A 19,874-nucleotide genomic window follows, 5' to 3' on the forward strand; every position below is an offset into this window, starting at 1 on the left:
TGGCGGGAGGTCGCTTCATGTTCAGACGCTGCATCCTATGCCTGACCACTGGCGTCTGGCTCGCCGTCTGGCTGGCCGCCTGCGCAACGTCTCCCACCGCGCCAGCGGCAAGCGCGGCGGAGAAGGCCGCGAGAGACTTGGTCGCGCGCCTTGGTGCCCAGCAGGCCTTTGCGATGCTCGGCTGGCAGCAGAATGCCGACTACAAACCGTCGGAAGCCTGTTTCGAGGCGTGGCGTGCTACCCCGGTTCTCACCGCGCCGGAGCGGCCAGATTGCGACGCCCACGCCGAAGACCTCGCGCGGCTCTATGCCTCCTATGGCCAGGCGGTTGAGCCGGTTGTGTTCAAGTCGCAAGCTTACTGGGCCGCGTGGGAGGCTTTCAGCCTGACCTATCCGGGTCTGGTCGCGGACTGGGAGGCCGCTGGCGGCAGCGAGGATGATGCGAGTTTCCTCACCCATCCGGTTTGCGCCGCGCCGTTGCAGACTGGCTGGGACGGCTCGGCCTATTTCTATGATGGCGCTGAGCATCCGCTGTGCCGGCTCTACAAGATCGACCCGGTTGCGGCGGCGCAGTAGGGGGCGTTTCTCTCTTCTCCAGAATGCGGGAGAAAGGAATAACTCCACCTCTTGAACGTCATCCCGGAATTTTCGCCAGCAAATATCAGGGACCCAGAGCACTTTGAGACACTGGGTCCCGGATCGCCTGCGGCGTCCGGGATGACGATTTTTGAGACGTGGGCCGTATGACCGGCCTTTTTCAGGCCCGAAATCAACGCGCCCACCTCCGAAGATACCTGCAAAGGCAGGTATCCCTTCGAAGCGCCCGGAAATCAGTCCGGTGGACTGATTTCAGCGAAGGAGGCCACGGTAGTGGCGTGCATTACCAGCACCGGAGCACCCCGTCTTAACCGGCCCACCATGGACCCCTGCCTTCGCAGGGGTCTTCGGGCTGTTGGCTTTTGTTTTGAGATGTAGGGTGACCGCCCTGTTTCAGGCCCTCAAGGCCGGGCGGCTTGCAGCCGTGCCTTCGGCAGCCTTGACCGCCCGAAACCGGACGGTCCTTGGCTGGCCGTGGCCGAATGGCGGGGTCCGCCATATCGGCGGCTAAAATTGGCACGAGGATTGCTGACAATCTCTACCTATGCGATAGTTTTGATGGCTGGAGGGGGTTGGGATGGAAACTGGCAATGAAAAACGAGTTCAGCGAATTTGGAATCAAGGCCAAATTCCCGTCCTTCTCCGTCGTAGTGGCAAGGGAGAAAAGCCACGACTTCGACTTCCATATGAAAAGCCTCCAAACAACAGAAACTGGCTTCAGAACGGACGACGCAGCAGCCCTTCTTGGAACCAGTCAGAAAAATACTGGGAAATTCCCAAGGCGTGGTTCAATGACACCGTTGAACGGGCGTTACTGAAGTTCAATTCGATCTACGTTATTCAGCCTTATCGCGAATTAGAAATTTGCGCGCCAGCTTGCAGAAATGCAAAGGGCCACGAGTGCCAATGCTCTTGTATGGGCGCAAACCATGGGCAAGGTGAAGACGGCACTTGGTTTGATATTTCAGATGCATTTTCAGTCCGCTGGAACAACAGCGAAATCGCCTGCAGATTGATGACGAAGAAATGAAAACACCATCACTGACAGAGAACGAAAAACGTATCGTAAAACGACTGATTGCGGACGGAGAACGCAATCAGGACGTCCATCACTTAATCAATATCGGTCGTACGCCTACAGTGAACTTCGGCCGTCTTTCGAAATCACAAGAGTGGGATATTGAACCTGCCTCTGATGATGAGATAGCGCGGTTTAGATACGAAAAGTCGCTAGTGGACCTCAAAACCGGTCTTTCGCCGATGGATGACGAGAGGCTTGTAAGATCTCGCGAAGCAATGATTTCGGCCGTTCAAGTCTTCAACAGTCCCCGCGTTCTTTTCAAGGTCGAAACATTTCCTGTTTTAAGCCAGATTGCCTGGACGTATTTGCTTCACGAATACTACGACCGAAAAGATGAAGTAATTGAAGACGCCAATGGAAATACATGGCTGCTCAACCAGATGATCAAACGGGATGACTGCCCCCTGTCAGCGGATGTTCGTAAAAACTTGCTAGCAGTTAAGGAATTACGGGACCGAGTTGAGCACAAAACACTCAACTCTCTCGGGAAAAACTTCTGGCCTCTATTCCAAGCTAATTGTCTAAACTTCGATCAAGCGCTTCGCAGCTTATTCGGCGAAAGCGTCGGATTAAATGATGAACTGTCTGTTGCAATTCAGTTTGCAAAAATGAACGTAGAAGAACTCAGCCAGCTACAAAAGTACGATATCACTCCTGAAATTGAGGCTATCGATAGTCAGATATCTGAAGCCGTAGAGGAGACCGGCAAAGAAAGCGCTGCTTACAAATTCAAGGTCAATTACTCCTTTGAGAAGGCAACGAAAGGCGATGCACATATCGTCTTCACTGAGAACAATAAAAATGCATCCAAGACCCACCAAATTCTAACAAAACCGGTGGTAAGCGATGAACTCTGGCCGTTCAAACCTGGACGAGTGGTTGAACGTGTTCGCGAAGAAACTGGGAGTAACTTTAATTCTCATCACCACACCTTAGCGTGGAAGAGATATGGCGCGAGGCCGCGCTCTGGAGCAAAGAAACCTTCAGACACAAAGAAGGACTTCTGCCAATATCATCCCGCACACGGAGACTATACCTACTCCGAAAAGTGGGTGCAGCTACTGATCGAAATTGTTTCCGATGAGGATGATTTCACAGCACTGAAGACGTTCAGGCCTAAAAGCTAAACTTTCTTCAAAAAGCGGAGACTGGACAGTGACCCGAAGCGAAACTCGTTAGGGCTGCTTCGTTCCCGATCTGACCCGGTTGGCGAGGACTTCGTCCACCGCCAGCCTCCTGTCCCCCATATCGCGTTTTGAAAGCGGGGTGGCAAGGGGGCGGATGCTTCCTGTCTGGTCTTCCGGAATTTTTTGACAGTCGAGCGCCTTGTTGAGAATGGCCACAGCTTGCCGCGAGGGTACGCCCCGCAAGGCACGGTCTTTTGCCTGCCAGCATCGTTGCAGTCACTTGAAAGGGCCTGCCCTTCCTGCGTAACTGCGCCTCGCTGACCAGCAAAACTCCGCACCCTGCGGGGCGAAAATTCCAGAAGACCAGACGGGGTCTGTGCATGGCTAATACGACAAATTCCGAATTCATATCGCTGGGCGCGCGCCCGATTGACCGGGCGGGCCATCACCGCACCGATGCTGACTGGCTGGCGTCTGCCTATGCGCGCGACGATGTGCTTGTCCTTTTGATGCAGGGGGGGCTGCCGCTGCTGGCCAAGGATGGCGGTCTTGTCTGGCTGGGGCCGGAGGCGGCAAAGCTCGCGCCAGACAGTGAGCCGCTTTTCCTCGGCCTCGACAAGAATGGAACGCCTGTCTTCGCGGTGGAGATGCCGGGGGACTTTGACGTCGAAGCCTCGCTGATCGCCGGGACGGGGGAGTTTACCGATTTTCGCCAGGCGATGGCGCTGATGAGCGAGATGGAAGCGAACCTCGCCTCTACGGCGCGGTCGCTGTTTGAGTGGCACCGCTCTCACCGTTTCTGTTCGCGCTGTGGGGCAGAGAGCGCGCGGTCTGAAGCTGGCTGGAAGCGGGCCTGCACCGAATGCACCGCCGAGCATTTCCCGCGCACCGACCCGGTCGCCATCATGCTGGCCGTGAAGGGCAACAAATGCCTGCTGGGCCGCCAGAAGATGTGGCCGAAGGGGATGTGGAGCTGTCTGGCGGGCTTTATCGAGCCGGGCGAGACGCTGGAACAAGGGGCCGCGCGCGAGGTGCATGAGGAAGCGGGCATCCACTGCGACCCGGCAAAGACCGAATACCTGTTCTGCCAGCCCTGGCCATTCCCATCCTCGCTGATGATCGGGCTGATCCTGCCAGCCGAGAGCGAGGAGATCGCCGTCGACAAGAATGAGCTGGAAACCGCGCGCTGGTTCTCGCGCGAGGAGATCCGCCGCGTGCTGGCGGGCCAGCATGACGAGATGTTCGCGCCCCCGCCCTTTGCGGTGGCGCACCACATCATGAAGGAATGGGCCGAGCGGGAGGATTAAGTCTGTCTTGGACCGCTCATCCCCGCGCAGGCGGGGATCTCGTGAAGCAGTCGTTGCGCCCTGACCGGCTGAGACCCCCGCCTGCGCGCGGGTGAGCGGCTTGAAGGTATGCAGCGGAACGAGATACCTGAGCTGGCGTTTGTGTGTTTTTAGACGAGGGACCCTGTCATGGACGTAATCCGTATTCTTCTGGCCATCCTGATCCCGCCGCTGGGCGTGTTCCTGCAGGTGGGTCTTGGCCTGCACTTCTGGCTGAACATCCTGCTGACCCTGCTCGGCTATGTGCCGGGCATCATCCACGCGGTCTGGGTTATCCTGCGCAAATAGCATGGGGTGCCAGAGCAGCGACTGACAGAGCGGTCAGGCCTTCGGGTCTGGCCGTTTCTTTTTGTGGCCAGGGAGCGGCGCGAAAAACCGGGCGCTGAAACGAGGAAGACCCCGCACTGAGGGGGAGGTGCGGGGTCTTCGAGCCGGAAGTGACAAGGCTGGGGTGAGGGGAGGAGGGAATTTTGCCTTGTTACTTCAGAACCTCCGGCCAGTTCGTATTCGCTCTAACAATGTGCATTTCGCGGTCTTGTTCCCAGCGGTTCTGAATTTTTTTGTTGTAGTTCAGATAGAGCTTTCCATCGACGATGGCCCAGTGGTCTGCGTCGCCTTTTGCGGTGTAGCCTTCGGACACGGCCCAGGCGCAATACCCCCCGAATTGTGGGGCATATTTTTCCGGATCGGCGAGGAATGTGTCGAGGTTTTCCTGGCTCGCGAAGCGGAATTCTGCGCCTTGATAGTCGGTCCGGAAATCGCGGCTGCCTTTGACGGGGTGGCCTTCGGTAAAATAGGCGACCGGGTCGTGACCCTCGACGGCCGTGTTGGAGAAGGTGCCGGTATAGACCGGCGCCTTGTCGGCGTGGGCAGGTGCCGCGAAAGCAAAACCAGCAGAGGCGAGGATGAGCGCGGCGGCGGCGTGTCTGATCATCGGGTCGGGCCTTTCGGGGTGGTGTGGCAAAAAGATAGGCGGGACGACGCCCAACTGCGAACCACGCCTGCGTGACGGGGCGTCACGAAAGGGTGAAGCGGTTCGTGAGCAGGCGGCCGGTTGGCTGTCGCCCCTCGCGCAGCGAAAGCCTTGTGCCTATATGGTGGGACGCACGGGCAAGACGGAGACGAGCGGCAATGGACAGGCTGGACGCGATGCGGCTCTTCATACGGGTGGCCGATACCGGGAGTTTCTCCAAGGCGGCGGCTGACCTGGAGATCGGCCAGCCCACCGTCTCCCGGCGGATACAGGACCTTGAGGCCCAGCTTGGCGCGGACCTGTTCCTGCGCACGACCCGCGCGCTCAGTCTCACCGAAGCTGGCCAGACATTCTATGCGCGGGCGAAGTCCATACTGGACGCGTTTGAGGCGGCCGAGGCGGAAGTGCGCGGGCTCGACAATGAGCCGGTCGGCCAGCTGCGCATCAGCGTGCCGCACTCGCTGTCGCGTGTGGTGATCGCACCCGCGCTGGCGAGCTTCATGCGGCGCTATCCTGACCTCTCGCTGGACGTAATGTCGGACGATTCCTATACCGATATCGTGCAGGAGGGTGTCGACCTTGCCTTTCGGCTTGGCCAGCTTGCCGATTCAAGCCTGATGGCGAAGCGCATCGCGCTTACCCCTCTCAAGCTCTGGGCATCGCCGATCTATATCGCGCAGCAGAAATCCGTAACCCGCCCCGGCGAGCTGAACCCCGATGAGGCGCTGTCGCTTCGACAGCGGGCCGGCGCCGCCGTGTGGGAGCTGGCGAACAGCAAGACGGGGGCGCTGGATAGTCTGCGGGCCGCCGGCCGCTTTCGCGCGTCTTCTGGCGACATGCTGATCCAGTGCGCGCAGGATGCGCTCGGCTATATCCTCGCGCCGGACTGGCTGGTCTGTGAGAAAGTCCGCGAAGGCCAGCTGGCACGTCTGTTGCCGGACTGGGAGGCTGAAGCCCTGCCGCTGAACGTGGTCTGGTCAGGCGGCAAACTGAAAGGCAAGGCACGGCTTCTGGCAGATCACATCACCGAAGCGATGAAGGCCAAGGAGCTGCAGGAGCCGGACGCCGCCCATCAATAGATCTCGGGGCGATCACAAATTGGCTCTTGTATTGTTATACGGTCAGGAGATGGCCCCTCAGACCGCTTTGCGGTCGAGGGTGACGCGGTACGTGATGGCTCGTCCGAGTGTTGGTGTACGCAACACCAAGGATAAAAGCCCCGCAGCCGTAGACTGCGGGGCTTTTGCTTTGTGCATCTCTTCCTCGTCCTTCGACTTTGTTCAGGATGAGGGGGAGAAGGCTTGAGCCTACTCCTGCAATTCCATCGTTTCGGCTTCAGCTTCGGACCCGGTCGGCTCAACCGCAGGGGCCTCGCCTGCCTTCACGTCTTCGATCCAGGTGTTGACGCGGCGCTCGAGCAGTTCGAGCGGAAGCGCGCCGCCACCGAGGATGGTGTCGTGGAAACCGCGAATGTCGAAATCATCGCCGAGTTCCTCCCGCGCCATTTCGCGCAGTTCGAGGATCTTGATCATGCCGATCTTGTAGGCCGTCGCCTGGCCCGGCATCACGATGTAACGCTGGATTTCGGAACGGGCCTGGGCGTCTGTGACGGCAGCGTTTTCGGTGAAGTATTCGAACGCTTCCTGCTCGGTCCAGCCCTTGGAGTGAAGACCGGTATCGACGACGAGCCGGATGGCGCGCCAGATTTCAGACCCGAGGCGGCCAAATTCCGATTGCGGGGTTTCAAACGTGCCCGGCATTTCGCTGGCGAGACGTTCTGAATAAAGGCCCCAGCCTTCGGAGTAGGCGGTGAAGCCCGCCTGCGTGCGGAATTGCGGGATGTCCTGCAGTTCCTGCGCGATCGAAATCTGCATGTGGTGGCCCGGTAGGCCCTCATGGTAAGCGATCACTTCAAGCTCACGCTTCGGCATGGCGCTCATGTCGGAGAGGTGAGCATAGTAGGTGCCAGGGCGGGAGCCATCTGGCGTGCCCGGATAGTAGTGCTGTGCAGCGCCATCCTGCTCACGGAAGGATTCGACACGCTTCACGATGAGGTCGGCTTGCGGGAGGATGCCGAAATATTCCGGCAGCTGGCCTTCGATATTGTCGATGGCGGCGGTCGCATCCGCGATGTACTGGTCTGCGCCTTCGTCATTGTTCTCGTAATAGAGCTCACGGTCGTCGGTGTTCTCACGCAGGTAGACGAAGAACTCCTGCAGCGTGCCATCGAAGCCGAACTCTTCCTTCACCGCTTCCATCTCGCCCTGCAGGCGCTCAACCTCGTCGAGGCCGATCTGGTGAATCTCGTCAGCGGTCAGGTCTGTCGTGGTCGAGACTTTGAGGCGGTAGTTATAGTATTCCGCGCCGCCCGGCTGTGAGGTGAGGCCGGTCGGGTTTTCCGGCGCGTCCTCGAGCTCTGCCTCGGCCCATTCGATGAGGTTTTCATAGGCCGGCTGGAAGTCTTCGGTAAGCGCGGTTTCGGCCGCGGTCATCAGCTCTTCAGCACGTGCTTCGTCGATCTCGCCAGCTTCCTGAAGATTGGAGATTTCCATCTGGACGTCGGCCCAGAGGTCAGAAGGCTCTCCGTCAGTGAAAGGGGCGCCAGTGATGACGTTGCGGGCCTGTTCGATCACGCCTTCGAGCGCGAAATCAGGAGTTTCGACGCCGCGGCTGGCGCTTTCCTTAGCGATGGCGAGAAGCTGGTCGCCTGCACGGGCGCCTTCGCTGATCCGCGAGATATAGGCTTCCATATCGGCTTCATTCTCGACGCGGTGAAACTGGATGAGGACCGTTGGCAGGAAGCTCTGCGCACCGTTCATCTGGTCGAAGGTGAAGCCGTTATAGAAGTACTCGATGCCTTCTTCGGCTTGCTCTGCCTGGTACTTCCAGATGTCCCAGGAGTTCTTGGCCTCTGGCGTCAGCTTGTCATAGTCGAAATTGGCTTCCATTTCGGCGAGCGTGTCGAGGCGCCACTGCAGCTGCTCCTGCGCGGCCTCATATGACATGTCGTCAATCTCGTCATTGCGTTCCTTGCGCCCCAGGAAAGTGAGCTGGATCGGGCTCATCATGACCTGTTCTTCGTACTTTTCGTCGAACCATGCATTCAGGCGGGCCGTTTCAGCCTCGATCTCTGCATCGGTTGCGGCGGCCGTTTCCGTCGTTTCGGCGCCTGCCTCCGGATTTGTGCCTTGCTGAGGCGCTGAGGTTTCACCACAGGCAGCAAGGATGAGGGCAAGGGCGGTGGCAGTCGCTGACAGCTTGACGCGCATGAAGAAAACTCCTGTTCTTATCGAATTTCGCTAAGAAGCAGGAATTTTGCACTTATGCAAGGCAGGAGGGCGCGTTCACCCCCCTGCCCCGCCAATTCAGGCATAACGTGTGCGTAGCATTGCCCAGACCGCGCGAAGACCACAGGCGGCGGCGCCCTCGGGGCGGCCGAATTTCGACTGACGCCAGCCCCAGACATCCAGGTGCACCCAGCGGCGCGCCTCAACGAACTGTTTGAGGAAAATTGCTGCGGTAATAGAGCCCGCAAAGCGTCCGCCCGAATTCTGAATGTCGGCAACGGAGCTTTTCAGCATGGATTTGTAGGGGTCCCAGAGCGGCATGCGCCAGACTGGATCGCCGGAGACCGCGCCAGCGGCAGTGATCGCGTCGGCCAGATCGCCGTCATCTGTATAGAAGGGCGCAAGGTCCGGGCCGAGGGCGACACGGGCCGCACCCGTGAGCGTGGCAAAATCAACGAGGAGGTCCGGGTCACTTTCGCAGGCGCGAGTCAGCGCATCACCAAGAATGAGGCGGCCTTCAGCATCTGTATTGTCGATCTCGACCGTGAGCCCCTTGCGGGTCTGCAGGATATCGCTTGGGCGGAAGGCATCGCGGCCGATCGCATTTTCCACGGCCGGAACGTAGAGCTTCAGCCGGACCGGCAGGTTCGAGCTCATCACCAGCTTGGCAAGCGCGATGACATGAGCCGAGCCGCCCATATCCTTTTTCATCAGCTTCATGCCAGCGCCGGGCTTCAGGTTCAGCCCGCCCGTATCGAACGCCACGCCTTTGCCGACGAGGGCCAGTTCCGGATGGTCCGGATTGCCCCAGGACAGTTCCATGAAACGAGGGGCCTCAGGCGCCGCGCGGCCAACCGCATGCACCATGGGGTAGTTTTCTTTCAGGAGATCATCGCCTGTGATGACCGAGAGGTCAGCGCTGTATTGTTCGGCCAGCACGCGGATCGCAGCCTCAATGCCCGCCGGGCCCATATCCTGGGCTGGCGTGTTGATCAGGTCTCTCAAGAGCGCAATCGCATCAGCTTCGCGGTCGAGCGCTTCGGCATCGCCGCCATCGCCAACAACGAGACGCGGCGGGTTGGCCTTGTCTTTCAGGTAGCGGTCGAAGCGGTACGCGCCATCAGCCCAGCCTGCCGCGATGTTCGCCATCGGCATGCCACCATCGCGCGCAACTTCGTAGTCGCCCTCCGGCAGCTTGCCGGAAAGGGCCGCAACTGCCAGCGCATCTGAGGTACCGCCAAGGCCGAACAGAACGTCGGCAATCTTACCTTCCGGGCTGGCAATAATAACCATGTCACCGTTGCCGCCCTCGAACCCCTGAGCCTTGGCCTGCGCCTTGATGGCGTCAGAGAGGCTGGCGGAAGCTTCACTCCATTCGCCGGACCGGATCAGGTGCAGGCGGGCGGGGCTTTCGGCGCTGGCAGTGAACGCGTTGTGCATGGGTAATCGATGCTCCGATGGTCTAACTGGTTAAGGCAATCAACATCTCAGTTAACTGATCCTTGAGGCTTGGGCGCGCAAGGTCGCCGCGTGAATCAGTTTGGCGGGAGATTGCCCGATGTCTGTCCAACGCGCAGCTCTTTATCCAGTTTCTCTTTGTGTCCTGATGCTTGCGTCAGCCTGCGCCTCGACCGGGGCAAGCGAAAGCGCAGCAAACGCGGAGGCGACGCTGCAGGCGGCCTATGAGCAGGAGCTCGCGCTGGCGACGCCAGAAGAAATTGCCGAGGTTCAGCGGGCCGATGCGCTGACGCGCGCGAACTTCTGGGCGGGAGAATTCCGCAAGGACCCGAGCAATCTCGAGACGACAATCCAGTTCACCCGCGTGCTTCGCGAGATTGGCAGTCATGAGCGCGCCATCGACGTTCTGTCGCGCACCATTCCAGCCCATCCGCAATCTGCCGAGCTTCAGCTGATCATGGGCCGGGCGCTGATGAGTGAAGGCCGCGTCGGCGAAGCGGCAGAAGCTTTTTTCCAGGCGAGCGTGATTGCGCCGCAGGATGCGACGGCACATGCCGCGCTTGGCCTTGCACTTGACCGGCTGGAGCGTCACGCCGATGCGCAGACCTCATATCTTCGGGCGCTGGAACTGGAGCCTGCACGGGCCTCAACGCTCGCCAATTACGGCCTGTCGCTTGCCCTGACCGGCGACCTTACCGGGGCTGAGGCGCAGCTGCGCAAGGCCTACGACCTGCCTGATGCCGATGGACGGGTGCGCCAGAACCTGGCGCTGATCCTCGGACTACAGGGTGAGTTTGACGCCATGCGTGCCGCAGACCCGCATGCACCAACGCGGACGATGGATGCTAATGTAACAACGATCCGCAGCCTGCTTGCACCCGCTCGCAACTATGAGGCGCTGGTGATGGACGAGGCTGAGACCCCTGCCCCGCAGGTCCAGCAGGTGCCACAGCAAAACGAGTCGGCGCGCCGCGGCGTGCCGCAACTTCGCGGATCCCTCAGCAGCCGCTGAGCGCTGTAGCAGGTCAAAACCCTACAGCACCCTCGCTATAGTTCTCGACATCCAGAAGACGTTGTCTGAGGCGTGCGCCCGGCCCCGGGCCGCTATCTCACATCCGTATTGATCTGGTTCTGCGCCTGCATCTCAGAGTATTTGATGTAGGCTGGACCGAGCACGACGAGAAAGAGCACCGGCAGGAAGAACAGGATCATCGGCACGGTCAGCTTGGCTGGCAGGGCGGCGGCCTTCTTCTCGGCCTCGGCCATGCGCATGTCGCGATTTTCCTTGGCCATTGTGCGTAGCGCATCGCCGAGCGGTGTCCCGTAGCGTTCGGCTTGCATCAGCGCCATGCAGACGGATTTCACGCCTTCATGGCCGGTCCGCTTGGCCAGGTTTTCGTAAGCGGTGCGACGCTCCTGCAGGTAAGCAAGTTCTGCCGTGGTGAGCTGGAATTCCTCGGCAAGATCCGGAGACGCTGCCCCGACCTCGCCGCCGACCTTCGCGAAGGCGAGCTCGATCGACATGCCGGACTCGACACAAATGAGCAGCATGTCGAGCGCGTCCGGGAAGGCACGCATGATCGACTGCTGGCGCTTCTGGGCAATGTTCGAGACATAGAGATTGGGCGCATAGAAGCCGGCTGCCGCGCCGAAGACAATTGCGCCAATCTTCATCTGCGGATTGAGGCCCATATCGTTGACGAGGAAGATGTAGACGAAGGCGAGCAGAGCCATCACCATCGGCAGCACGAAACGGCAGAAATAGAAGATGGCGAGCGGACGCGGCCCGCGCAGACCCGCCTGGACAAGCTTTTGCTCGACATTCGGGTCTTCCAGCATCTTCTGCAGGTTCAGCTTCCCGGTAATCTCACTGATCTTGCCGGAGTTATCCTTCTTCAGACCGCGGCGCTCCAGCGCGTCGCGGTTGGCGCGCCGCAGGCGTTCGCGCTGCGTGGTGACCTGTTTGAGACGCGTCTCGAGCTTGTCGCCCTTCAACAGCGGCATTCCGACGGACAGGATGGTTGCAAACATCGCAACGGCCGCCAGCACGGAAGCAAGCGTGGCTGGCTCTGTCAGGGAGGAGATGAAGTTTATCATGTGCCCTCCCCCTAGATATCGAAGCTGATCATTTTGCGCATCACAGTCACACCGGTGATCATGAGGCCAACGCCCATGAACAGGATGGTGTGTCCGGTCGGCTTGATGAACAGCTCCATGATGTAGCTGGGCGTTGTCATGAAGACCATGAAGCCGACGGCGAAGGGAAGACAGGCAATGATACCGGCAGATGCCTTGGCTTCCGATGACATGGCCTTGATCTTCTCGCGCATCATCTTCCGCTCACGGATGACCTTGGAGAGGTTGCCGAGCGCTTCGGAAAGGTTACCGCCGGATTTCGCCTGAATGGTGAGCACGATGACGAAGAAGTTCACCTCTGGCAGGGGGACGCGCTTGTAGAGCTGCTGCAGCGCGCGCTCAGTCGTCATGCCCATCTGGATGTTGTCGGTGAGGGTCTTGAACTCCGTGCCGAGGGGCGCCGGGCTTTCCTTGGCGATGATGCGCAGACATTCAGTCAGAGGCAGGCCGGACTTTACACCGCGAACGATGATATCGATGGCGTCAGCGAACTGAGCCGTCATCTTCTTGTAGCGACGCTTGGTCAGAAAGCCGATGACCCAGCGCGGAATGCCAAGAAAACCCGCGACCGATGCCGCGATGATCATGGCGGGACGCGACTTGATCTCGATCCCTGCGATAGGCGGTGGGCCTTCCGCACCGGAGATGAAGGTCACAAGCGCCAGAGCGACGCCCAGCACAGCCGAGAACGCCCAGAAGGTTTCAGGTTTGATGTCGAGGCCAGCCTGGAGCAGCTTGCCCTGTATATCCTGCGGCACCAGTGATTTGCGGCGCGCTTCATCCTGCTCGCGCAGCTTGTCCAGCATCTGCTGTGTCTGGCGGCGGCGCTGAGAGGCGGGGTCCTGCTTCTGGTTTCCCTTGCCGCCCGCTTTGCCTTCCGCAAGCTGGCGTGCGCGCCGCGCCGGGTTGTCGGTGTCACCCCCGGTAAGCGCAAGTCCGATACCGGCCAGCGCTACGAAAGCGAGACCGGCAACGAGAAAGATGAGGAGATCGCCGCCGAGCATCAGGTATCCAGCGCATCGATCGCCTTGGCGAGGTCGCGCTCCATGTTGAAGTAGGACGCACGATCCCAGAACCGCGGACGGCCAATGCCGGTGCCACGGTGACGGCCCGACACGCGCCCGTCATCGTCTTCGCCTTCGACTTCGAACTTCATGATATCCTGAAGGATGATCGTATCGCCTTCGAGGCCCATGACCTCGGTGATCTGCATGATGCGGCGCGACCCGTCGCGAAGGCGCGAGGCCTGTACGACAACATCAATTGAACCGACGATCATCTCGCGGATCGTCTTGGCCGGCAGCGAGAAGCCGCCCATCGTGATCATGGACTCGACACGGCTGAGGGCTTCACGCGGCGTGTTGGCGTGCAGCGTGCCCATGGAGCCGTCGTGACCAGTGTTCATGGCCTGGAGAAGGTCAAACGCTTCAGGGCCACGAACCTCGCCGACGATGATGCGTTCAGGGCGCATACGCAGACAGTTCTTCACAAGGTCGCGCATGGAAATCTCGCCGGACCCTTCAATGTTCGGCGGGCGTGTTTCGAGACGTACCACATGTGGCTGCTGCAGCTGGAGTTCGGCAGAGTCTTCGCAGGTGATGACGCGCTCTGTCGGATCAATGAAACCCGTCAAACAGTTGAGCAGCGTTGTCTTACCTGAACCGGTACCCCCGGAGATGAGCACGTTACAGCGCGAGTGACCGATGATGCGGAGGATTTCTGCGCCGGCCTCGGAAATCGACCCGAATTTCACGAGATCGGCAAGACGCAGCTTGTCCTTCTTGAACTTACGAATGGTCAGCGTCGGGCCATCGATCGCCAGGGGCGGGGCGATGACGTTTACACGAGAGCCGTCAAGAAGGCGCGCGTCACAGATCGGCGAGCTTTCATCAACGCGGCGGCCGACCTGCGACACGATCCGCTGACAGATATTCATCAGCTGGGCATTGTCGCGAAAGCGAATATTGGTCCGCTCGATCTTGCCGTTCACTTCGATATACGTCGTGTCGGCGCCGTTCACCATGATATCAGCAATGTCGTCGCGGGCGAGCAGCGGCTCCAAGGGGCCATAGCCCAGCACGTCGTTACAGATGTCGTCTAGCAGGTGTTCCTGCTCGGAAATCGACATCACGACATTCTTGATGCTGATGATCTCGACGACGATATCGCGGATTTCCTCGCGCGCGCTTTCGGCATCGAGCTGGGCCAGCTGGCCGAGATCGATCGTGTCGATCAGCGCGTTGAAGATCGTCGTCTTGGTCGAGTAATATTCTTCAGAGCGGGTATCCACGCGGTGGACACGCTCTCTTTCCATATCCGGGGGCGGCTTCAGCGCGACAGGCTTCTGGGGCGTTTTCGGTGCCCCCGACGGCGGAGGCGCCGCAGCCGGCTTCTGAGCTGGCGGCGGCGTAGCCGCTGACGGCTTCGGTGCTGGCGCCGAACTAGGAGCTGGCTTTAATGCGTTTGCTGAGCGTTTGCCGAAAGACATGGAATTTTTCTAGCGCCATTTACTTTCCGAGAAGTTTCTTGAGCAGGGACTTCTCCGGCTGGACGGTCTCGCGACCCGAAAGCATGCTGGCGAGCTCATCAATGGCGACAGCAGGTCTGGACTGCGGGTCTGCCTCAGAGATCATCTGACCCTTATTGGACGCGGTGCCGAAAAGCTGCGGGTCGAAAGGCAGAATGATTTCCGGCTCTGCCTCGATCGCAGCAGCGAAATCCTTTACCGGGATTTCGGGACGCTTGGGCACGCCCATCATGTTGATAACGAGGCGCGGCGCGCGGTCATTCGGGCGCTGGCTTCTAAGCTTGTCGAGCATGTTCTTGCCATTGCGCAACGAAGCGAGATCCGGCTGGCAGACAAGGATGACTTCGTCAGAACTGATCAGCGTGTTGTAGATCCATTGCGACCAGCCATGCGGCAGGTCCAGGACCACATAGGGCATCAGGCGGCGCACGCCTTCGATGACGGTCGAATAGGCGGTCGCATCGATATCCATCAGCTGGCTGACGGTCGCCGGCGCGGTAAAGAGCGAAAGTCGGTCGGTCGCCTTGGCAAGCAGCCGAGAGATGACGGCATCATCGGCACGGTCCGGCGCAAGCAGGGCATCTGCCACAGTCTGCGGCGTCTCATGATTGAAGTCGAGCGAGGTTGTCCCGAAGGAGAGATCGAGATCGACGAGCGAGGTGTTCACCCGCACATTCTCTGCCAACGACCAGGCAAGGTTGTGCGCAATGGTCGAGGAACCCACGCCGCCCTTTGCGCCTACGACCGAAATGGACTTGCCGACGAAGGGGGCTTCTGGGTCTGTGAAGATGTTTCCGATGGAACGTACCATCTGGACCGGCTCAATCGGGGGAACGAGATATTCGCTGACGCCCCGCGCAACGAGCTGGCGATAGAGCGGAATGTCATTCGTCGCGCCAACGACCATGACCTCGACGCCCTCGTCACAATGGCCCGCCAGTTGATCGATCTGCGCCAGCATCTCGCTGGAGGCTGCAGACGACTCGACGATGATCAGGTTCGGGGTGGGATTGCTGGAAAGGTGCTCGATGGCGGCAGGTATGCCGCCGGGAATAATGCTCACGGACGCATTGGACATGCGCCGATCACTCTTCACGCGGTCGATAATGGAAGACACGCGCTTGGTTTCGCAGAAGGCTAGCACGGAGATGGCGGGGATTGCCCGGTCACCACCCTCAAAGGCCTGCATTTGGGGAATGTCGACCTGCGGGGGCAAGTCGTCCTCATCCCGCACACCTGTCAGCTGGCCGACAAGATCATTCTGACCCTCGGCATCGTCGCCAAAGTCGAAGTCGTCATCGAAAAGTGCGTTTTCTCTGCTCATTGTCGTTCAGGACCTTCGATCGTCACTCAAATTCAGTTCACTGCTGTCGAAACAGCACTTGTTTCATCGTCGCCACGTTCCGCGCCTGTTGGCTGGCCTTCCCGGAAAAGCTCCAGCTGGGCCTGACGGCGAAGGGCGTCGCCTTCATCCAGCGGACGATTGCCGAACAGGTCCGATGGGTCAGCGATCATCGCTGCCTGGTTGACGCGGATAGAGCAGCCGAGGGCTGGCATGTCGTTATTGCTGCGAATGTCAGAAAAGCGGACCTGCGACTTTTCAGGGCAGTAGGGCGCGATCGCGACATAGGATTGGTATGTCAGGATAAGCGGTGCATCACGGCGTCCGCCCGCATCATAGGCGCGGGCGCGCACATCATCAAAAGCGACACCTTCAGCCCATGCGATATCGCGCGCTTCCGAGACGGCTGCGACCGAATACGGGTCTGCGCCATAAGACGAAGGCACAGCGACGATGAGAACGCCATGGCCGCTTCGGCGATAGTTGGAAACAAAGGCGCGAACGCGGTCTTCCTGGCCTGCACGCAACCAGGCGCTGCGGCTATCGATGGCGAGTTCCAGACGCTGGCTCGTCTCGCCAACGCCAATCTCATTGCGGTCCAGCGTTGTGCCGGTCTGATAGTCGGCGGGCACGAAATTGTTCGGGCTGGTGGCGCAGGCGCCAAGCATGCTTGCGACAGCCAGCGCGCCGATCAGGCCAGAGGTCTTTAGATGATGCATCTGTAGCTCTCCTATTCCTCTATGAAGCCGACTGGCGCGTTATAATTGTCCCGGTTGAGACCCTCGCCTTCGCGGGCATAGACCGCGTTCAGCGCGCCGAAGAAGACCGACTGGGCATCGGTCGCATTTACGTAACCATCCGCCGGTGTGCGCAGATTACCCTTATTGGTCGGGTCGATCAGGTAGGGCGTGATGATCACGACCAGCTCGGTTTCTTCATTCAGAAAGTCGCGCGACTGGAAGAGCGCACCGAGAACTGGCAGGCGTTTCAGCCCGGGAAGTTGGTCAATTGACTGGCGCGACCGGCTCTGGATCAGGCCGGCAAGCATCATGGAGCCACCGCTAGGCAGTTCGACCGTGCTTTCCGCGCGGCGGACAGTCAGCGCCGGAATGGTCAGCGCCTCGGTGGTCACAACGTTGCCGTCACCGTCAACGCCGGCAACAGACTGCCCCTGGAAGGCGCCCTGATTGGTCAGTTCGGACACTTCGGTCGAAACCTTGAGCGAGATGCGCCCCTCAGACAGGACGACCGGGGTAAAGGCGAGGCCCACACCGTAAGGCTTGAACTCAATCGTCACGCGTCCATTGTCGTCCTGGCCGACCGGGACGGGGAACTCCCCGCCTGCGAGGAACTTCGCGCTCTCTCCCGAAATGGCTGAAATGTTCGGCTCAGCGAGCGTGCGGACAATGCCGATCCGCTCCAGCGCATCGATACCTGCACCAATTGTCGTTTCACGGCCATTGGCGTCAAAAGTCGAGTAGCGCGGATTGAAGGTAAGACCGCCGAGGGATGCGCCCTGCACGGCGAGGCCGGTTGCGGACGCAATGTCGAAGTTGAGGACGTCTTCCAGGCTGCCGATAGAGCTGCCAGCAATGTCGATGCCGAGTTGTTTGACGACCGAGCGCTGCATCTCGACGATGCGCACTTCGAGCATCACCTGGTCCTTGGCGGCGACACTCAACATGTTGACCGGCTCAAACTCCTCGTCGCCCGAATAGGCCTTGATGAGGCGCATGATCTGGTCGGACTGGAGGACGCTGTCGACATTACCGCTGACGACCATGTTGCCGCCGATGCTTTCAATGGCGACGCGGGCGCCCGGCACATAACGCTCCACCAGGCGCTCAAGCGCGGCGGTGTCGGCGTTCACGACGATTTCGAGGTTCAGGATCGGACGACCATGACGGTCAAACAGGAAAGCGTTGGTTTCACCGACTTCGATGCCGCGGAAGATCAGACGCTGGGCCGTCTGCACGACAGCGTCTGCGATGGACGGGTTGGTGATGACGACATCGGCGACCGGACGGTCGAGCTCGATCACGGTGGATTTGTTGAGCCCAAGGCGGATCGTCTGCGAGACGCTGGTTTCGCCCGGCTCCATGATGGAGACGCCGGAAATATCCTGTGCCCCGGCCGGGACCGGAGCAGAAAGGAGCGCAAGCGAACACACTGCTCCGAGACTGCGCAAAATCGCGCTCATCAGCTTCCCCCGCTCACATTACCATTCTTGAAGACCCGCACGCCGCTGCCCCCTGCCCCGCTGTTACCGTCGAGAAGGCTGGTATTGGCGAGCGGCACACCCTGATTTTCGTCGGCATCCGCAACACTGCGCAGCGATAGCGCGATGGAGCCAAGGCGGCTCGAATGTGCGAGTAGCTCTGCCTGACGTGGCTCAAGCTCAAGCGTTGCGGTTGAGCCGGTCAGCGTCGGGACGCCGTCCATTTCGCCGAACATCTGGTCGATGGCGAGGACGCGCGCATTGCGGATGACCGTCTTGGTAAGCGTTGTGTCACTCATACCGCGGTCGCTCATCACTTCGACATCATAGGTCAGGATGACGTCAACGCGGTCATCCGGGAGGATGAAGCCCGCCGAGGCGGATTCAGGCGAAATTTCGACGGCGATGGCGCGCATACCAGGCGCAAGGAGCGCGGCCATGAAGCCGGTCTCGCCCTTCATGACGATTTTCTGGTCAACGATTGGTTCGCCTTCCAGAAGCGGCGTTTTCACGACGCTGCCGGAGAGCTCTTCGATAGCATCAGGCGACGTGTCCTGGATGAAGTAAGCCGGGTTCAGAGCGCGCTCTGGCCAGTCAGCCCAGCGGAAATCATCAGGAGTGAGCAGCGCACCTGTGCGCATGCTGGCGCGCGCCACGAGCACTTTGGTGGAAGACATCTCCACTTCGCGCTCAATGATCTCCGGTTCCATCTGGACTTGCTGGACCGGCGCGCTGGACATGCCGCGCACGAGAAAAGCTGCGCCGATCGCAGCAATCGCGGCAACGACCAGGATGATCAGGCGAATGGGAGACATCGGATACCTTTCCGGCTCAAACCAGCCCCGCAAGATGGAGCCCCTCAACCGTCAATTTTGCATCCACAGACTAAGGCATAGTTAACTTGCCCAAATCGCTATGCGCCCAATAGCGAAAGCAGCGGCGAGTAGGGAACGGCGTAGAAGGCACCGCCTGCAATCGCGACCCCATAGGGCACGCCTGCACCCTGCTGCATCGTCCCGCGTGCAAAGCCGGGCGCGGCGTCGGCAGGCACAAGCTTTCGCGCGACGATTACGGTGGCGGCAAGAAGTCCACCGATCACGGCCATCGCCGTCATGAATGGCATGGCCGCTTCGGGACCGAGCCAGAGCATCACCCCCGGGATCATCTTTGCGTCGCCGCCGCCAAAGACGCCGAAGGTGAACAGAAGTACCGAGATAATGAAGGCAGCAACACCGGCGAGAAGGTGAGCGCCAGTAACGTCCCAGCCCGGCGCACTGATGATCATTGCCGGAACAAAGAGAAAGGCGATGATCGCATTGAGGCCGTTGGAGATGGTCAGCGTCTCGATATCGCGGATCGCCGCGTAGACGCAGAGGAGAAGAAAGAGAACGGCAAAAAGCTCAGCAACCATAAGAGTATGCTCCCAATGGGGTAATCTGTTGCCATGCTGACTAGCGGATAAAGTTTGACACCCCGCTAATGAAAAGAGCCGTCCGGGCGCCCGGACGGCTCTTGATCATTCATCCAGTCACGCTGGATGTCCCTTCGCGGGCCTGCCTTAGAGGGCGTTGGCGACCGTGTTGAAGGTGTCAGAGGTGCTGGTGCCGAGGGCCGAAACAGCGCTGATGATCGCGACGGCGATCAGGGCAGCAATGAGACCATACTCGATAGCGGTTGCACCCGACTCATTCTTGAAAAAACGTACAAGCTTTTGCATTTGGAGGCTCCATCATCATGCATTTATGACGTTCCGAATTGCATTTGTTTTTGCCGGAACATGGAT

At 59.8% G+C, this 19,874-nt stretch carries 19 protein-coding genes and 1 other RNA gene; 7 read left to right on the plus strand and 13 right to left on the minus strand.

The genetic code is table 11. The features are described from left to right. The first annotated feature begins 17 nt into the window (after positions 1-17). The 3 genes from D1224_RS05085 to D1224_RS05095 all read left to right on the plus strand — a co-directional run bounded on the left by D1224_RS05085 (position 18) and on the right by D1224_RS05095 (position 2,804). A complete protein-coding gene (locus D1224_RS05085) occupies positions 18-575 on the plus strand; it encodes a hypothetical protein (protein WP_119378827.1) in 558 nt (185 codons plus the stop codon). Positions 576-1,173: 598 nt separating this feature from the next. Next, on the plus strand, positions 1,174-1,626 hold the full coding sequence (locus D1224_RS05090; RefSeq protein ID WP_119378828.1) for a hypothetical protein: 453 nt from the start codon (positions 1,174-1,176) through the stop codon (positions 1,624-1,626). Further along, on the plus strand, positions 1,623-2,804 hold the full coding sequence (locus D1224_RS05095; protein WP_119378829.1) for a DUF3644 domain-containing protein: 1,182 nt from the start codon (positions 1,623-1,625) through the stop codon (positions 2,802-2,804). Before D1224_RS05090 ends, D1224_RS05095 begins: the two co-directional genes overlap by 4 nt. A gap of 13 nt (positions 2,805-2,817) precedes the next feature. Here D1224_RS05095 and ffs read toward each other — a convergent pair. After that, positions 2,818-2,914, minus strand: an RNA gene (ffs, locus tag D1224_RS05100) — signal recognition particle sRNA small type. Positions 2,915-3,184: 270 nt separating this feature from the next. On the opposite strand from ffs, the gene nudC reads away from it, so the two are divergent. Then, on the plus strand, positions 3,185-4,111 hold the full coding sequence (gene nudC, locus D1224_RS05105) for an NAD(+) diphosphatase (protein ID WP_119378830.1): 927 nt from the start codon (positions 3,185-3,187) through the stop codon (positions 4,109-4,111). A 168-nt stretch (positions 4,112-4,279) separates the two neighbouring features. Then, positions 4,280-4,438 carry a YqaE/Pmp3 family membrane protein gene (locus D1224_RS05110; RefSeq protein ID WP_119378831.1) on the plus strand — a complete coding sequence of 53 codons (159 nt, stop codon included), beginning with the start codon at positions 4,280-4,282 and terminating at the stop codon, positions 4,436-4,438. A gap of 190 nt (positions 4,439-4,628) precedes the next feature. On the opposite strand, the gene D1224_RS05115 is transcribed toward D1224_RS05110, so the two are convergent. Then, entirely contained in the window at positions 4,629-5,084 is a 456-nt protein-coding gene (locus D1224_RS05115; protein WP_119378832.1) for a YHS domain-containing (seleno)protein, read from the minus strand. 197 nt (positions 5,085-5,281) lie between these two features. Here D1224_RS05115 and D1224_RS05120 point away from each other — a divergent pair, with 197 nt between their 5' ends. Continuing rightward, entirely contained in the window at positions 5,282-6,202 is a 921-nt protein-coding gene (locus D1224_RS05120; protein WP_119378833.1) for a LysR family transcriptional regulator, read from the plus strand. A gap of 228 nt (positions 6,203-6,430) precedes the next feature. Here D1224_RS05120 and D1224_RS05125 read toward each other — a convergent pair whose 3' ends face one another. Together D1224_RS05125 and D1224_RS05130 are read right to left on the minus strand one after the other, a co-directional pair. Further along, positions 6,431-8,392 (minus strand): DUF885 domain-containing protein, encoded by a 1,962-nt coding sequence (locus D1224_RS05125; RefSeq protein WP_119378834.1) that lies wholly within the window; start codon positions 8,390-8,392, stop codon positions 6,431-6,433. A 96-nt stretch (positions 8,393-8,488) separates the two neighbouring features. Further along, positions 8,489-9,850 (minus strand): leucyl aminopeptidase family protein, encoded by a 1,362-nt coding sequence (locus D1224_RS05130; RefSeq protein ID WP_119378835.1) that lies wholly within the window; start codon positions 9,848-9,850, stop codon positions 8,489-8,491. A 118-nt stretch (positions 9,851-9,968) separates the two neighbouring features. On the opposite strand from D1224_RS05130, the gene D1224_RS05135 reads away from it, so the two are divergent. Next, complete coding sequence (locus D1224_RS05135) at positions 9,969-10,880, plus strand: tetratricopeptide repeat protein (RefSeq protein ID WP_119378836.1); 912 nt, start codon at positions 9,969-9,971, stop codon at positions 10,878-10,880. A 92-nt stretch (positions 10,881-10,972) separates the two neighbouring features. Here the strand turns inward: D1224_RS05135 and D1224_RS05140 are convergent, their stop codons facing one another. From D1224_RS05140 to D1224_RS05180, 9 genes are all read right to left on the minus strand, one after another. Beyond that, a complete protein-coding gene (locus tag D1224_RS05140; protein WP_119378837.1) occupies positions 10,973-11,965 on the minus strand; it encodes a type II secretion system F family protein in 993 nt (330 codons plus the stop codon). Between the two features lie 11 nt (positions 11,966-11,976). Further along, positions 11,977-13,008, minus strand: coding sequence for a type II secretion system F family protein (locus tag D1224_RS05145; RefSeq protein WP_119378838.1), 1,032 nt, complete (start codon positions 13,006-13,008; stop codon positions 11,977-11,979). Continuing rightward, on the minus strand, positions 13,008-14,492 hold the full coding sequence (locus D1224_RS05150) for a CpaF family protein (protein WP_119378839.1): 1,485 nt from the start codon (positions 14,490-14,492) through the stop codon (positions 13,008-13,010). The genes D1224_RS05145 and D1224_RS05150 overlap by 1 nt, the downstream gene beginning before the upstream one ends. Positions 14,493-14,511: 19 nt before the next feature. Next, a complete protein-coding gene (locus tag D1224_RS05155) occupies positions 14,512-15,855 on the minus strand; it encodes an AAA family ATPase (RefSeq protein ID WP_119378840.1) in 1,344 nt (447 codons plus the stop codon). 32 nt (positions 15,856-15,887) lie between these two features. After that, on the minus strand, positions 15,888-16,592 hold the full coding sequence (locus tag D1224_RS05160; RefSeq protein ID WP_119378841.1) for a CpaD family pilus assembly protein: 705 nt from the start codon (positions 16,590-16,592) through the stop codon (positions 15,888-15,890). Between the two features lie 11 nt (positions 16,593-16,603). Beyond that, positions 16,604-18,073: a type II and III secretion system protein family protein gene (locus tag D1224_RS05165; protein ID WP_119378842.1), complete on the minus strand. Its 1,470-nt coding sequence runs from the start codon at positions 18,071-18,073 to the stop codon at positions 16,604-16,606. Beyond that, positions 18,073-18,906, minus strand: coding sequence for a Flp pilus assembly protein CpaB (gene cpaB, locus D1224_RS05170; protein ID WP_119378843.1), 834 nt, complete (start codon positions 18,904-18,906; stop codon positions 18,073-18,075). Before cpaB ends, D1224_RS05165 begins: the two co-directional genes overlap by 1 nt. Positions 18,907-19,004: 98 nt before the next feature. Next, positions 19,005-19,502, minus strand: coding sequence for an A24 family peptidase (locus tag D1224_RS05175; protein ID WP_119378844.1), 498 nt, complete (start codon positions 19,500-19,502; stop codon positions 19,005-19,007). 147 nt (positions 19,503-19,649) lie between these two features. Then, the gene (locus tag D1224_RS05180) at positions 19,650-19,808 is read right to left on the minus strand and encodes a Flp family type IVb pilin (protein WP_119378845.1); all 159 of its coding nucleotides are present in this window, start codon (positions 19,806-19,808) and stop codon (positions 19,650-19,652) included. Positions 19,809-19,874: the final 66 nt, after the last annotated feature.

This window comes from Henriciella barbarensis (assembly GCF_003576345.1).
Taxonomy (GTDB): domain Bacteria; phylum Pseudomonadota; class Alphaproteobacteria; order Caulobacterales; family Hyphomonadaceae; genus Henriciella; species Henriciella barbarensis.

Coding starts and splice junctions, on each gene's coding strand:
- D1224_RS05090 (WP_119378828.1), top strand. CDS start 1,174: ATGGAAACTGGCAATGAAAAACGAGTTCAGCGAATTTGGAATCAAGGC.
- D1224_RS05120 (WP_119378833.1), top strand. CDS start 5,282: ATGGACAGGCTGGACGCGATGCGGCTCTTCATACGGGTGGCCGATACC.
- D1224_RS05130 (WP_119378835.1), bottom strand. CDS start 9,850: ATGCACAACGCGTTCACTGCCAGCGCCGAAAGCCCCGCCCGCCTGCAC.
- D1224_RS05145 (WP_119378838.1), bottom strand. CDS start 13,008: ATGCTCGGCGGCGATCTCCTCATCTTTCTCGTTGCCGGTCTCGCTTTC.
- D1224_RS05135 (WP_119378836.1), top strand. CDS start 9,969: ATGTCTGTCCAACGCGCAGCTCTTTATCCAGTTTCTCTTTGTGTCCTG.
- nudC (WP_119378830.1), top strand. CDS start 3,185: ATGGCTAATACGACAAATTCCGAATTCATATCGCTGGGCGCGCGCCCG.
- D1224_RS05175 (WP_119378844.1), bottom strand. CDS start 19,502: ATGGTTGCTGAGCTTTTTGCCGTTCTCTTTCTTCTCCTCTGCGTCTAC.
- D1224_RS05165 (WP_119378842.1), bottom strand. CDS start 18,073: ATGAGCGCGATTTTGCGCAGTCTCGGAGCAGTGTGTTCGCTTGCGCTC.
- D1224_RS05110 (WP_119378831.1), top strand. CDS start 4,280: ATGGACGTAATCCGTATTCTTCTGGCCATCCTGATCCCGCCGCTGGGC.
- D1224_RS05180 (WP_119378845.1), bottom strand. CDS start 19,808: ATGCAAAAGCTTGTACGTTTTTTCAAGAATGAGTCGGGTGCAACCGCT.
- D1224_RS05115 (WP_119378832.1), bottom strand. CDS start 5,084: ATGATCAGACACGCCGCCGCCGCGCTCATCCTCGCCTCTGCTGGTTTT.
- D1224_RS05125 (WP_119378834.1), bottom strand. CDS start 8,392: ATGCGCGTCAAGCTGTCAGCGACTGCCACCGCCCTTGCCCTCATCCTT.
- D1224_RS05085 (WP_119378827.1), top strand. CDS start 18: ATGTTCAGACGCTGCATCCTATGCCTGACCACTGGCGTCTGGCTCGCC.
- cpaB (WP_119378843.1), bottom strand. CDS start 18,906: ATGTCTCCCATTCGCCTGATCATCCTGGTCGTTGCCGCGATTGCTGCG.
- D1224_RS05095 (WP_119378829.1), top strand. CDS start 1,623: ATGAAAACACCATCACTGACAGAGAACGAAAAACGTATCGTAAAACGA.
- D1224_RS05160 (WP_119378841.1), bottom strand. CDS start 16,592: ATGCATCATCTAAAGACCTCTGGCCTGATCGGCGCGCTGGCTGTCGCA.
- D1224_RS05155 (WP_119378840.1), bottom strand. CDS start 15,855: ATGAGCAGAGAAAACGCACTTTTCGATGACGACTTCGACTTTGGCGAC.
- D1224_RS05140 (WP_119378837.1), bottom strand. CDS start 11,965: ATGATAAACTTCATCTCCTCCCTGACAGAGCCAGCCACGCTTGCTTCC.
- D1224_RS05150 (WP_119378839.1), bottom strand. CDS start 14,492: ATGTCTTTCGGCAAACGCTCAGCAAACGCATTAAAGCCAGCTCCTAGT.